Origin of the sequence: Siccirubricoccus soli (assembly GCF_024178315.1) — a bacterium.
Taxonomy (GTDB): Bacteria; Pseudomonadota; Alphaproteobacteria; order Acetobacterales; family Acetobacteraceae; genus Siccirubricoccus; species Siccirubricoccus soli.
Map to the genome: position 1 here is coordinate 52722 of NZ_JAMZIK010000067.1, position 12056 is coordinate 64777.

General features: G+C 72.7%; 12 protein-coding genes. 8 read left to right on the forward strand and 4 right to left on the reverse strand.

Annotated features, from left to right (window positions below; translation table 11 throughout):
* The first annotated feature begins 93 nt into the window (after positions 1-93).
* From NJ376_RS11270 to NJ376_RS11305, 8 genes are all read left to right on the forward strand, one after another.
* Complete coding sequence (locus tag NJ376_RS11270) at positions 94-1251, forward strand: NADH:flavin oxidoreductase/NADH oxidase (RefSeq protein ID WP_252953358.1); 1158 nt, start codon at positions 94-96, stop codon at positions 1249-1251.
* Positions 1248-2357 (forward strand): Bug family tripartite tricarboxylate transporter substrate binding protein, encoded by a 1110-nt coding sequence (locus NJ376_RS11275; protein WP_252953359.1) that lies wholly within the window; start codon positions 1248-1250, stop codon positions 2355-2357. The genes NJ376_RS11270 and NJ376_RS11275 overlap by 4 nt, the downstream gene beginning before the upstream one ends.
* A gap of 72 nt (positions 2358-2429) precedes the next feature.
* Positions 2430-3677 (forward strand): MFS transporter, encoded by a 1248-nt coding sequence (locus tag NJ376_RS11280; protein WP_252953360.1) that lies wholly within the window; start codon positions 2430-2432, stop codon positions 3675-3677.
* Positions 3677-4567, forward strand: coding sequence for a polyphosphate kinase 2 family protein (locus NJ376_RS11285; protein WP_252953361.1), 891 nt, complete (start codon positions 3677-3679; stop codon positions 4565-4567). The genes NJ376_RS11280 and NJ376_RS11285 overlap by 1 nt, the downstream gene beginning before the upstream one ends.
* The gene (locus NJ376_RS11290) at positions 4560-5009 is read left to right on the forward strand and encodes a DUF2569 family protein (RefSeq protein ID WP_252953362.1); all 450 of its coding nucleotides are present in this window, start codon (positions 4560-4562) and stop codon (positions 5007-5009) included. The genes NJ376_RS11285 and NJ376_RS11290 overlap by 8 nt, the downstream gene beginning before the upstream one ends.
* Positions 5010-5041: 32 nt before the next feature.
* A complete protein-coding gene (locus NJ376_RS11295) occupies positions 5042-5326 on the forward strand; it encodes a hypothetical protein (protein ID WP_252953363.1) in 285 nt (94 codons plus the stop codon).
* 422 nt (positions 5327-5748) lie between these two features.
* Complete coding sequence (locus NJ376_RS11300; RefSeq protein WP_252953364.1) at positions 5749-6288, forward strand: winged helix-turn-helix transcriptional regulator; 540 nt, start codon at positions 5749-5751, stop codon at positions 6286-6288.
* Positions 6285-7703 (forward strand): MATE family efflux transporter, encoded by a 1419-nt coding sequence (locus tag NJ376_RS11305; RefSeq protein WP_252953365.1) that lies wholly within the window; start codon positions 6285-6287, stop codon positions 7701-7703. The genes NJ376_RS11300 and NJ376_RS11305 overlap by 4 nt, the downstream gene beginning before the upstream one ends.
* Before the next feature lie 248 nt (positions 7704-7951).
* Here the strand turns inward: NJ376_RS11305 and NJ376_RS11310 are convergent, their stop codons facing one another.
* From NJ376_RS11310 to NJ376_RS11325, 4 genes are all read right to left on the reverse strand, one after another.
* Entirely contained in the window at positions 7952-9661 is a 1710-nt protein-coding gene (locus tag NJ376_RS11310) for a methyl-accepting chemotaxis protein (RefSeq protein ID WP_252953366.1), read from the reverse strand.
* 255 nt (positions 9662-9916) lie between these two features.
* Entirely contained in the window at positions 9917-10891 is a 975-nt protein-coding gene (locus NJ376_RS11315; protein WP_252953367.1) for a Bug family tripartite tricarboxylate transporter substrate binding protein, read from the reverse strand.
* A complete protein-coding gene (locus NJ376_RS11320; RefSeq protein WP_252953368.1) occupies positions 10888-11316 on the reverse strand; it encodes a nuclear transport factor 2 family protein in 429 nt (142 codons plus the stop codon). Before NJ376_RS11320 ends, NJ376_RS11315 begins: the two co-directional genes overlap by 4 nt.
* Positions 11317-11369: 53 nt before the next feature.
* The gene (locus tag NJ376_RS11325) at positions 11370-11987 is read right to left on the reverse strand and encodes a protein phosphatase CheZ (protein ID WP_252953369.1); all 618 of its coding nucleotides are present in this window, start codon (positions 11985-11987) and stop codon (positions 11370-11372) included.
* Positions 11988-12056: the final 69 nt, after the last annotated feature.

Below are 12056 nucleotides of genomic sequence, written 5' to 3' on the forward strand. Positions count from 1 at the left end.
CCGCTGACTGCATCAACCGATACGGTGTAGCCAGGGTTCCCGCCGACGCATTGCGCTGTAGCATGGACACCGACGCGCAAAGAGGAAACCGCCATGGCCCAGCCCCTGCTCTTCACCCCGATGGAATTGCGCGGGGTCCGGCTGAAGAACCGCGTGGTGGTGGCGCCCATGCACCAGTATGCCGCGGTGCGCGGCTTCGCCACCGACTGGCACCTGATGAATGCCGGCCGCTACGCCGCCGGCGGCGCCGGCCTCGTCATCGTCGAGAGCACCAAGGTGGAGCGGCGCGGCTGCGGCACCGTCGGCGATCTCGGCCTGTGGGAAGACGGGCACATCCCCGGCCATGCCCGGATCGTCGAGTTCATCCGCACCCATGGCGCGGTGCCCGGCCTGCAGATCGGCCATTCCGGCCGCAAGGCCCGCCGCTTCCGCCCCTGGGAGGGCGGCAAGCCGCTGGTGAACGGGCCGGGGGTGGAGGATTGGGAGGGCTGGGAGCTCGTCGCCCCCTCCGCCGTCAACAGCCCGGAGAGCGACCCCACCCCCCGTGCCCTGACGCGGGACGAGATCCCCGAGGTGATTGAGCGCTGGGGACAGGCCGCCCGCCGGGCGCATGAAGCCGGCTACGAGGTGCTGGAGATCCATGCGGCGCATGGCTACCTCATCCACCAATTCCTCTCCCCCTTCAGCAACCTGCGCAACGACGACTACGGCGGCTCCGAGCTGAACCGCATGCGCTTCTGCATCGAGGTGGTGGAGAGCGTCCGCGCCCATTGGCCGACGGAGAAACCCCTGTTTGTCCGCTTCTCGGTGGATGACGACGCCGGCTGGGACCCGGACCAGAGCGTCAGGCTGGCGAAGCTCATCAAGCCGAAGGGCGTCGATGTCATCGACTGCTCCTCCGGCGGCATGCGCGGCTCCCCGGTGGTCTCGGCCGGCCCGGTCACCTACAGCTACCAGGTGCCCTATGCGGCCAAGCTGCGGCGGGAGGCGGAGATCATGTCCATGGCGGTCGGCCTCATCGTCCATGCCGACCAGGCGGAGGGCATCCTGCGGCGCGGCGAGGCCGACCTGATCGCCCTGGCGCGGGAGCTGCTCTACAATCCGAACTGGCCGATGGACGCGGCGCAGAAGCTCGGCGTCGATGCGGAGTTCTCGCTGGTGCCGTCGCCGCAATCCTACTGGCTGGAGAAGCGCGCCCGGCAGGTGAAGGAGCTGGTGCCGAGCACCTTCCGCGAGAAGCTCGGCGCATGAGCCCGCGGCACGGCGGCCAGGGGCGGGATGGCGGCGGGCCGGGTCCGGACGGATGCTCCGAGGCCGGACAGCCGCGGACCGGGCAGGCCGGGCCTGGGCAGCCCCGGGCCGGGCGCCGGGCAGCAGCCGGGCCCGGCCGTCGCGCCGCCCTGGCCGCGACCTTCGGCGCCGGGGCGGCGCTGGCGGCGCCCTCGCTCTGGGCCCAGGGCGCCTGGCCGAACCGGCCGCTGCGCATGATCGTGCCCTACACCCCGGGCGGCGCCACGGATGCCATGGCCCGCCTCGCCGCGCTGAAGATCGGCGAGGCGGTGGGGCAGAGCGTGGTGGTGGAGAACCGCCCGGGCGGCAATGGCGTGGTGGGCACCGCCGCCGTGCTGCAGGCGCCGGCGGATGGCTACACCATCCTCGGCAGCGCCTCGACCCATGTGCTGATCCATCTGGTGCTGAAATCCCCGGGCTTCGACCCGCTGGCGGAGTTCCGCCCGGTGGCCCGCACCGCCTGGGCGCCGGCCCTGCTGGTGATGGATCCGAAGCGGCCGCAACGCACGCTGCCGGAGGTGGTCGCGGCGGCCAAGGCGCGGCCCAGGGAGTGGAGCTTCGGCGTCTCCTCCCTCGGCGCCTCCGGCCATCTCGCCGCCATCGCCTTCAACCGCGCGACCGAGGCGGGGATCGAGATCATCCCCTATCGCGGCACCGCGCCGGCGCTGACCGACCTACAGGCGGGCAACATCCAGCTGATGTTCGACAGCGCCTTCGCCCTGCTGCCGCCCTCCCGCACCGGCAATGTCCGCGCGCTCGCCATCGCCTCGCGGGAGCGGACGCCGCTGGCGCCCGAACTGCCGACGGCGACCGAGACCGGGCTGCCGGACTTCGAATTCGCCTCCTGGTACGGGGTCTGGGCAGCGCGCGGCGTCTCCACGGAAATCGTCCAGCGCCTGCATGCGGCGCTTGCCGCCGGCTTCGCCGATCCCGCCGTGGTGCAGCGCCTGACCGCCCTGGTCTGCGAGCCGGTGACCGAGAGCCTCGCCGCGACCGAGGCCTATATCGCCGCCGACGTCGCCAAGAACACCGCCCTGCTGCGCTATGCCCGCTTCGAGCCGGTGTGACGCCGCCGCCGGCCCGCGCGGCCGACCGGCAGGGGCGGGGCGCCGGCGCCTCGCGGCAGCCGGGCCGCCCGCATGAGCGCCATCGTCCAGGGCGCCGCCCATGGCATCCGCCACCGCTTCCTCCGCATCGTCCTGCCCTTCGTGGGCATGAGCTTCCTGAACCAGGCGGCGCGCAGCGTGGTGGCCACGGTGGGGCCGGCCATGGCGCTGGAATTCGGCCTCTCCGCCAGCGGCCTCGGCGCGCTCGCCGCGGTGTTCTTCTTCGCCTATGCGGCGACGCAGCTGCCGGTCGGCCTCGCCATCGACCTCTGGGGGCCGCGGCACGTGCAGGCGGCGCTGGCGCTGGTCGCGGCGCTGGGCTTCGCGCTCTGCGCCCTGGCGCCGGACCCCTTCGTGCTCGGCATCGCCCGCTTCGTCACCGGCATCGGCATCGCCGGCGCGCTGATCGGCGTCATCAAGGCGAATGTGCAGTGGTACCCGCCGGCGCGGGTCGCCGCCGTCACCGGCGCCGGCGTCTTCCTCGGCGCGGCGGGCGGGCTGGCAGCGACGGTGCCGGTGCAATGGGCCCTGCCCTTCTTCGGCTGGCGCAACGTCTTCCTGCTGCTCGCCCTGCTGTCCGCCCTGGTCTCCGCCTGGATCCTGCTCTCCGTGCCCAACCGGGCGCCGGGGGCGAAGCCGGCGCAGCGGCGGCGCCTCGCTGTCGAGATCGGCGAATTCGGCCGCATCTTCCGCCACCCCGTCTTCGTCCGGAACATGCCCGCCATGGCGCTGCTCTCCGGCCTGGTCTTCACCTATCAGGGGCTCTGGGCCGGGCCCTGGCTGCGCGATGTCGGCGGGCTGGGCGACCTGCCGCGGGCCCAGGTGCTGCTGACCTATGCGCTCGGCATGATGTTCGGGCAGCTGCTCGGCGGCCAGGTGGCGTCCTGGCTGCAGGCGCGCGGGCGCAACCCGATGGCGGTGCCGCTCTTCGGCCTTGGCGCCATGATGCTGCTGCAGGCGCTGCTGATCGCCGGGCCGCGCAGCCTGCCGGCGCTCCACCTCATGTGGTTCCTCTTCGCCTGCGTCGGCTCCTGCGGCCCGGTGGCCTATGCCGCGCTCGCCCAGCGCTTCCCGCCGGAGCTGACCGGCCGCGTCGCCACCGCGCTGAACGGCAGCATGCTGGCGCTCGTTTTCCTGCTGCAGAACCTGATCGGCTGGATCCTCGACCTCTGGCCGCGCACCGCGGCCGGGGGCTGGGACCCGGCCGGCTATGGCTGGGCGCTGGGCATCACCCTCGCCGGCCAGGTGCTGACCGTGCTCTGGCTGTTGCGAGGCCGCTGATGGACCCGAAGACCCGCCGCAAGCTGCTCTCCCGCTACCGGGTGGAGAAGGGCAAGGGCTTCCAGCTCAAGGACCACGACCCGGGCGACACCGCCGGCTACGACCTCGGCAAGCCCACCGCCACCGCCCTGCTGCAGGAGGGGGTCGAGTACCTCTCCACGATGCAGGAGAAGCTCTACGCCCAGGATCGCTGGGCGGTGCTCTGCATCTTCCAGGCGATGGATGCGGCGGGCAAGGACAGCGCCATCAAGCATGTCTTCAGCGGGGTGAACCCGCAGGGCTGCCACGTCGCCAGCTTCAAGGCGCCGGGCCCGGTGGAGCGGGACCATGACTTCCTCTGGCGCCATGTCGCCGCCCTGCCCGCCCGCGGCATGATCGGCATCCACAACCGCTCCTGGTACGAGGAGGTGCTGGTGGTGCGGGTGCATCCCGAGATCCTGACCGGGCAGAAGCTGCCCGAGGCGGTGCGCAGCAAGCATATCTGGGAGGAGCGGCTGGCCGATATCGCGGGCTTCGAGGGCTATCTCGGCCGCCAGGGCGTGAAGGTGGTGAAGTTCTTCCTGCATCTGAGCCCGGAGGAGCAGCGCCGCCGCTTCCTCAAGCGCATCGAGGAGCCGGAGAAGCACTGGAAATTCGAGGCCGGCGACCTCGCCGAGCGCCGCCACTGGGACGCCTATCAGGCGGCCTATGAGGCGGCGATCCGCGCCACCGCCACGGCCGAGGCGCCGTGGTACGTGGTGCCGGCGGACAACAAATGGTTCACCCGGCTGGTGGTGGCCGAGGCGCTGGCGGCGACGCTGGAGGGGCTGGACCTGCACTACCCGAAGCCCGGCGCGGCCGAGCTGGCGGCGCTGGCCGCGGCGCGGACGGCGCTGGACGAGAATGGCTGAGCCGCCGCGCGGCGTCGGCGGCTGGTTGCTCTTCCTCTGCCTGACGCTGACGGTGCTGATGCCGCTGGCGACCCTGGTGGCCAACTTCAGCGGCTGGCCGGAGCCGGCGCTGCTGGAGCTGTTCCCCCGCCTGGCCTACGCCCTCTGGGCGGCAATCTGCGGCGAGGTGCTGGTCAATCTCTACGCCATCGGCACCGGCATCGCGCTGTGGCGGGTCTCGCCCGGCGCGCTGCCGCGGGCGCGGCGCTTCCTGCTGGCGCTGCTGGGCTGGCGGCTGGCGAGCCCCTTCCTGATGGCCGGCCTGGCCGGGCTGCCGGAGGACGGGACCCGGGCGATGCTGCTGGAGGGGCTGAAGGACACCGCCCGGACGGCCGCCTTCGTTCTGGCCTGGTGGCTCTACCTGAAGCGATCCCGGCGCGTGGCGGCGACATACGGCGCTTGACCTGCCCGGCCGGGCTGGCAAAGTTGGGGCCCGTGAGAGACCTTGTCAGCGTCAGGGGCGGCGACGAGGATACGCTCTGGGCCGTCTATGCGACGGTGGGGCGCACCCATCGCGTCGCCGAGATCTTCCGCAGCCGGGCCGCGGCCCTGGCGGACCGGGAGTGGCGGACGCAGCAGGTCAGCGCCTACGCCGATTTCCTGGCGCGCACCAAGCAGCCCCTGCCGCATTACAGCGTCGCGCCCATCCGCCGCAGCGACCTGCCGCGGAAATGGACCCCCCTCCCCGCCCTCGGCTTTCTCCGCGGCCAATTCGTTTAGGTCTCTCTGAAGCCGCTGGCGCGACTGCATGAACCCTGGGAGGTGCCTGGGGCGCGGCGCCCTGCACGGCCGGATGTGACGGGGCCTGGTATCGCGCGCAGGGTTGGTGTGGTGGCTCCGCGCCAGACTCGAAGACATACCGGCGCGCGCCTGTGGATTGGGATCGGCCGGCATTTCGCGCGGCGGGTATAGGCGGACCGGGCACCTCCGACCCTGACCGGGAGACCGGCCCGCACCCGATCGCGCTGCGGCGCGGTCGCGGCGTGCGCCCGGGGCGCAGAGCCCGCCCCGGACACGGCCCCGCACACCCACCCATTTGCCATCCCCGGACCAGGAAGCCCTGCGCCCCACGCGGGACTTGCGCCGCCAGTCATGCCAAAGAGTCAGTTGCATCATGATAGTTGCTGCGCCAGCCTTCGCGCATGCAGCACACCCGCCTTGCCGCCATGCCCTGCCCCATCGCCCGCAGCCTCGACCGGGTCGGCGAGTGGTGGAGCATCCTCATCCTGCGGGACGCCTTCGCCGGCATGACCCGGTTCGAGCAGTTCCGCGCCAGCCTCGGCATCGCCCCCAACATGCTGACCCGCAGGCTGAACGCCCTGGTGGAGGCCGGCCTGTTGGAGCGCCGCCTCTATTCGGACCGCCCGCCACGCCATGACTATCTGCTGACCGAGCGCGGCCGGGATTTCCGCCAGGTCCTGCTGGCCCTGCTCGCCTGGGGCAACCGGCATTTCGCGCCGGAAGGGGCCAGCGTGCAGCTCATCCATGCCGAGAGCGGCGCCCTGGCCGACCCGGTGCTGGTGGACCGCGCCACCGGCCTGCCCGTGGACGGCCCCGCCTTCCGGATCGTCCCCGGCCCGGCCGCCGGCGAGGCCACCCACCGCCGCCTCGCCCGCAGCCAGGCCGCCCCCCAAGCCAGCACCGGCCCCGCCGGGCCCGGCCCGGAAGGATCCGCCGCATGAACGCCGTCACCCCCGCCCCCGCCGCCGCCGCCGCCACAACCGCAGCGCCGGCACAGTCGCAGAGCGGGATGAACCCGCGCACCCGGCTGTTGCTGGAAGGGCCGATCCTCCCCACCCTGCTGCGGCTCGCCTGGCCCAACACCCTGGTCATGCTGGCCCAGGCCTCGGTCGGGCTGATCGAGACCTGGTGGGTCTCGCATCTCGGCACCGATGCGCTGGCCGGGCTCGCCCTGGTCTTCCCCGGCTACATGCTGATGCAGATGCTCTCCGCCGGGTCGATCGGCGGCGGCATCTCCTCCGCCATCGCCCGCGCCCTCGGCGGCGGCAGGCGGGCGGATGCGGATGCCCTCGTCTCCCACGCCCTGCTCATCAATGGCGGGCTTGGCCTGTTCTTCAGCGCGCTCTTCCTGCTGTTCGGCCGGGAGTTCTACCAGGCGCTGGGCGGCGGGGGCGCGGCGCTCGACGCGGCGCTGGCCTATTCCGACGTGGTCTTCGCCGGGGCGGTGCTGGTCTGGCTGGGCAATGCCTTCGCCAGCGTGCTGCGCGGCACCGGCAACATGCTCCTGCCCTCCATCGCCATCATCCTCGGCGTGGTGCTGCTGCTGCCGCTCTCGCCGCTGCTGATCTACGGCCTAGGCCCGGTGCCGGCCCTCGGCGTGGCGGGGGCGGGCTGGGCGGTGGTGATCGCCTCCGCCGTCACCGCCGCACTACTGGGCTGGGCGGTCTTCACCGGCCGCAGCATCGCCCGGCCGCGCCGCACGCGGCTGCAGGCCCGGCTGTTCATGGACATTCTCCGCGTCGGTGCCGTCGCCTCCGTCAGCACCTTCCAGACGACGGCGACGGTGGCGCTGACCACCGCCCTGGTTGCCCATGCCGGGGGCACGGATGCGGTGGCCGGCTACGGCACCGGCAGCCGGCTGGAATATCTGCTCATCCCGCTGGTCTTCGGCCTGGGGGCGCCGCTGGTGGCGCTGGTCGGCACGAATATCGGCGCCGGGCAGCGGCAGCGCGCGCTGCGCATTGCGATGACCGGGGGCGGGATCGCCTTCCTGGCCTCGGAGGCCGTCGGCGTGGCGGCGGCGATCTGGCCGCGCGCCTGGCTCGGCCTGTTCGGCACCGACCCGGCGATGCTGGAGACCGGCAGCGCCTATCTGCGGCTGGTCGGGCCGGCCTATGGCTTCTTCGGCATCGGCCTCGCCCTGTACTTCGCCTCCCAGGGCGCGGGCCGGCTGCTCTGGCCGCTGGCGACCGGCTTCCTGCGGCTGGTGGTGGCGGTGATGGGCGGCCTGCTGGCGCTCTGGCTCGGGCTCGGCCTGACCGGCGTCTTCACTGCGCTCGCCGTGGCGCTGGTGGCCTATGGCGCCCTGCTGGCCAGCTTGGTGGGCGCCGGGGTGTGGTTTCGCGAGCGGGGCTGAAAGAAGATTGGGGGCTCTGCCCCCAAGCCCCCGCCGGGGCCCGGACCTGGCCCCGGGCCCCGGTCCGAGTCCCCCTTGGACTTGAACCCCAGACCGGGGATGGTCCACCGCCCGGCGGGGCGCAGGGGCGGAGCATCGTCCCGCCACCCATTGTCCTTCCGCGGCTTGGCCGCGGAAGGCCGCGCAAGGGTTGGGGGATCCAGTAAATCCGGGTGCCCACGGAGCCGCGCAGCGGTTTTTGGGGAAGCCTAGGCCGCCCGCACCTGCGACAGGAACTCATCCACCTGCCGCCGCAGCTGCTCCGCCTCCCGCGCCAGCTCCCCCGCCGAGCCACGCACCTGCGCTGCCGCCGCGCCGGTCGCCGTCGCCCCCTCCGCCAGCCCGCCGGCGAAGCGCGAGACCTCCTCCGTTCCCCCCGCCGCGCTGCTGACGGCGCGGATGATCTCCTGCGTCGCGGTGGATTGCTCCTCCGCCGCCGCGGCCACCTGCATGGCGATGCTCTCCACCTGTGCGATGGTGCGGGCGATGTCGCCGATGGCGGTAACGGAGGCGGTGGTCTGCGCCTGCACCGCGCCGATCTGGGCACTGATCTGCTCCGTCGCGCGGGCGGTCTGCGCCGCGAGCGTCTTCACCTCGCTCGCCACCACGGCGAAGCCCTTGCCGGCATCGCCGGCGCGGGCCGCCTCGATCGTCGCGTTCAGCGCCAGCAGGTTGGTCTGGGCCGCGATGTCGTTGATCAGCCGCACCACGTCGCCGATGCGCTGCGCCGCCTCCGCCAGCTCCTGCACCGAGGCGTTGGTGGCCGTCGCGGTCCCCGCCGCCTCCCGCGCCACGGTCGCGGTCTGGCTGATCTGCCGGGTGATCTCGGCGATGGAGGCGCCCAGCTCCTCGGCCGCCGCCGCGACGGTGCCGACCGAGCCCGAGGCCTGCTGCGCCGCCGTGGCGACGCCGCCCACCTGCTCCTGCCCGCGCCGGGCCGTCTCCGTCATGCTGGCGGCCATCGCCTCCAGCTCCGTCACCGCGGAGGCGACGGTACGGAAGGCGCCGCTGGCATCGGCATCGAAGCGTACCACCAGCCGGGCCATGTCCTCGGCGCGCTTCGCCTTGGCCGCGGCCTCGGCCATCGCCGCCGCATCGGCCTCCTGCTTCGCCACCAGCGCCGCCTTGAACACGCCGAGGCGCTGGGCGAAGCCGCCCATCTCGGTCCGCGGCGCGAGCGGCGGGATCTCCGCCGTCAGGTCGCCGGCCGCCAGCCTCTCCATCGGCAGGGCGACGGCGGCGATGTCCCGGCCGACGCCCCGCAGGATCCAGATGGCGGCGCCGATGCCGGCCAGGATGGCCGCCAGCATCAGGCCGAGGATCATGGCGAAGCCCCTGGCGCTGATCGCCTCCGCCCGCTCCCCCGCCGCGTGGGCGCCGGCGCTGTTCAGCTCCACGAGGCGCAGCAGGATGCGCTGGGCCTCGCCGAACGCCGCCCAGACCCGGCCCTGGAAGAGCTCGATCGCCTGCTCATTCTGCAAGGCGCGGGAATGCTGCAGGATCTGTGGCACATCGGCAAGGTAGGCCGCCCAGCGCCGCCGGAATTCCTCGAACAACGCGCGCTCCTCGGGGGAGCTGACAAGCGGCTGATAGGCCGCCATGCCCTGCTCCAGGGCCTGCCGGTGCTGGGCCAGGTTGACCTCGATGCTGGCCATGCGGCCCTGGTCGGTGTTCAGGATATGCAGCGCCAGCTCGGCACGGTGCCGCTGGGTGAAGCGGGTGAGGTCGTTGATCGCCGCGATGCTCGGCATCCAGACCCGGCTCACCTCCTGCATCGTGGAGGAAAGCGCCTGGAAGCGGCTGATCGCCACCGCGCCGATCAGGCCGCTGAGCAGCACCAGCAGCAGCAGCGTCCCGCCCAGCTTCTCGCGGATGCGCAGCCTCGCGCCCCACCCGACCGCACCCTTCGATCCCTGCATGGCCATGGCTCCCCGGCCGCCGGCAGCGGCCCGGGCCGGGTTTATGCAGAAGGCCTGAAGATCCCGTGAGCGCCGCGCGGCGCGCCGCGTGACGATGCCGTCATGCGCGCCCGGCCGGCTCATGCCGGTCGGGCGGCGGGCCGGCCACTGCCGGTCCAGGGCCACGGCCGGCCTGTCCTCGAGTCCGAGGCGCAGCCGCCACGCCAACCCTGCGCGCAGGATCCGGCCCGGAACGTCGGGTCCGGTCGCCAGGCATCAGCCGGCGCGGATGTCGAAGCGGCGGATCACGCCGCGCCACCGGACGGAATCCGCTTCGATCAGCGCCGCGAATTCCTCGGGCGTGGAGGGCTGGGCCGGGGTGCCGAAGCCCTCGAACACCGCGCGGATCTCCGGGCGCTCCAGCGCCCGGCGGGCGGCCTCCGCCAGGGCGGCCAGCACCGGGGCGGGGGTGCCGCCCGGCGCCACCAGCCCGTAATAGATGGTCGCCGCCGCCTCGGGCTGGCCTGCCTCGGCGATGGTCGGCACGCCCGGCAGGCTGGGCAGCCGTGCCGGGCCGGTGACGGCCAGCGCCCGCAAGGTGCCGACGGAGAGCAGCGGCACCAGGGGCGGCAGGCCGGAGAACACCATGTCCAGTCGCCCGGCCAGCAGATCGTTCGCCATCTCGGCATTGCCGCGATAGGGCACGTGCACCAGCTCCACCCCCGCTGCCGCGGCGAAGGCGGCGCCCGCCAGGTGGTTGGTGCTGCCGACGCCGGAGGAGCCGAAGCTGAGCTGCCCCGGCCGGCTGCGCGCCAGCGCCACCAGCCCCGGGACATCCCGCACCGGCAGATCCTTCGCCACCGCCAGCACATTGGGCCCGAGCGCGACCAGGGAGACCGGCGCGATCTCCGTCGCCGGATCGAAGGGCATGGCCGGCATCAGATGCGGGTTGATGGAAAGCGGCCCGGGGGTGCAAAGGCCGAGCACATGCCCGTCCTTCGGCGCCTTGGCCACTGCGTCGATGCCGACATTGCCGCCGGCGCCGGCGCGGTTCTCCACCAGCACGGGCTGGCCGAGTCCCTCCCCCAGCGGCCCGGCGATGGCGCGGGCCATGAGGTCCACCGTCGCGCCCGGGGCGAAGGGCGCGATCAGCCTTATGGGGCGGTTGAAGCGTGCCTGCGCCCGGCCCGGCGCCGGGGCGAGGAGCGGCAGGGCCAAGGGAGCCGCCAGGGCGGCGCGGCGGCGGATCATCGCTTCAGCCCCAGCTCGCCGGCGATGTCGTTGTGGATCTCCCGGTGGCGGAAGCGCCAGCCGGCCTGGGTGCGCACCACCTCGTCCTCGTAGGTGCCGGCGATGGCCAGCAGCGGGCCGCCCTCGCTCTCCCGCACCATCAGAAAATTGGACTTCACCCGCGCCCGGTCGCCCTCCAGCGCGATGACGATATTGGTCGTCAGATGGCGCCGCTTCGGCCCCTCCCCCGCCACGGGCACGATGCTGCGGGCCAGCTCCGCGATCTCCCGCGGCCCGCGCGCCTTCTGCGGGATGCGCTTCGGGCCCCATTCGGCATCCTCGGCGAAAAGGGCGCCGAATGCCTCGAACCGGCACTCATCCAGGGCGAAGCAGTAGGCAGCCAGCAATTCGCGGATGGCCTCGCGGTCCTCCAGCGCGGACGGCATCGTTTCCCCCATTTTCTTCCCTGCGGGAGGCTCCGCGGCGGGGCCCGTCCCTGTCAACCGTTCAGCAGGCGGTCGATCTCCTCCTGCGCCAGGTCGGGGCTGGATTTCGCCGCTTCGGGGACGGTGTGCATCACCTGCTTCACCTCCAGCCTCTCCTCCGGCGGGGGGGCCGCAATGGCGGGGACGATGCCTTCCAGCATCGTCTCCACCTGCTGCAGGTGCTGGATGGCGCGGCGGATGCGCTGGCCGGTGACGTCCTGGAAGGAGCAGGCCTCGAAGATCGAATTCACCTTGTCCGAGAGCACGCGGACGGAATCGGAATCGTGGCAGCCGCTGCTGATCCAGTCCTGGATCGCCTCGGCGGCTTCCATGATGGTGTTGGCCGCCGCCTCCGTCGCCTGCACCACCGCTTCCAGTTCCAGCCCGCTGTTGCGACTGTTGGCGGCCGGGATGGCGACGAGCTTGACGATCTGCTCATGGATCTTGCCGAGCTGGCCGGTGATGTTCTCCTCGGAGAAATCCATGAGCTGGACGGTCGCCGCCACCTCGGCGCTCACCTCATGGATCCGGCGGTCGAGGAAGCTGCGCAATTCCTCGAACATCGGCAGCAATTCCGCCCGCAGCCCGGCCCGCATCTGATCCGGCAGGGGGGAGCTGGTCTCGAGCAGCATGCGGCGGCCTCCGGGCGAGCGACAGGGCAGTCCTCCGGACATGGCACGGGGAGTGTGAAGACCGGGTTA

What these genes read in the sequence shown, in the direction of transcription:
- NJ376_RS11280 (WP_252953360.1), top strand. Translation starts at nt 2,430, where the DNA reads ATGAGCGCCATCGTCCAGGGCGCCGCCCATGGCATCCGCCACCGCTTC.
- NJ376_RS11270 (WP_252953358.1), top strand. Translation starts at nt 94, where the DNA reads ATGGCCCAGCCCCTGCTCTTCACCCCGATGGAATTGCGCGGGGTCCGG.
- NJ376_RS11325 (WP_252953369.1), bottom strand. Translation starts at nt 11,987, where the DNA reads ATGCTGCTCGAGACCAGCTCCCCCCTGCCGGATCAGATGCGGGCCGGG.
- NJ376_RS11285 (WP_252953361.1), top strand. Translation starts at nt 3,677, where the DNA reads ATGGACCCGAAGACCCGCCGCAAGCTGCTCTCCCGCTACCGGGTGGAG.
- NJ376_RS11275 (WP_252953359.1), top strand. Translation starts at nt 1,248, where the DNA reads ATGAGCCCGCGGCACGGCGGCCAGGGGCGGGATGGCGGCGGGCCGGGT.
- NJ376_RS11320 (WP_252953368.1), bottom strand. Translation starts at nt 11,316, where the DNA reads ATGCCGTCCGCGCTGGAGGACCGCGAGGCCATCCGCGAATTGCTGGCT.
- NJ376_RS11310 (WP_252953366.1), bottom strand. Translation starts at nt 9,661, where the DNA reads ATGCAGGGATCGAAGGGTGCGGTCGGGTGGGGCGCGAGGCTGCGCATC.
- NJ376_RS11305 (WP_252953365.1), top strand. Translation starts at nt 6,285, where the DNA reads ATGAACGCCGTCACCCCCGCCCCCGCCGCCGCCGCCGCCACAACCGCA.
- NJ376_RS11290 (WP_252953362.1), top strand. Translation starts at nt 4,560, where the DNA reads ATGGCTGAGCCGCCGCGCGGCGTCGGCGGCTGGTTGCTCTTCCTCTGC.
- NJ376_RS11300 (WP_252953364.1), top strand. Translation starts at nt 5,749, where the DNA reads ATGCAGCACACCCGCCTTGCCGCCATGCCCTGCCCCATCGCCCGCAGC.
- NJ376_RS11315 (WP_252953367.1), bottom strand. Translation starts at nt 10,891, where the DNA reads ATGATCCGCCGCCGCGCCGCCCTGGCGGCTCCCTTGGCCCTGCCGCTC.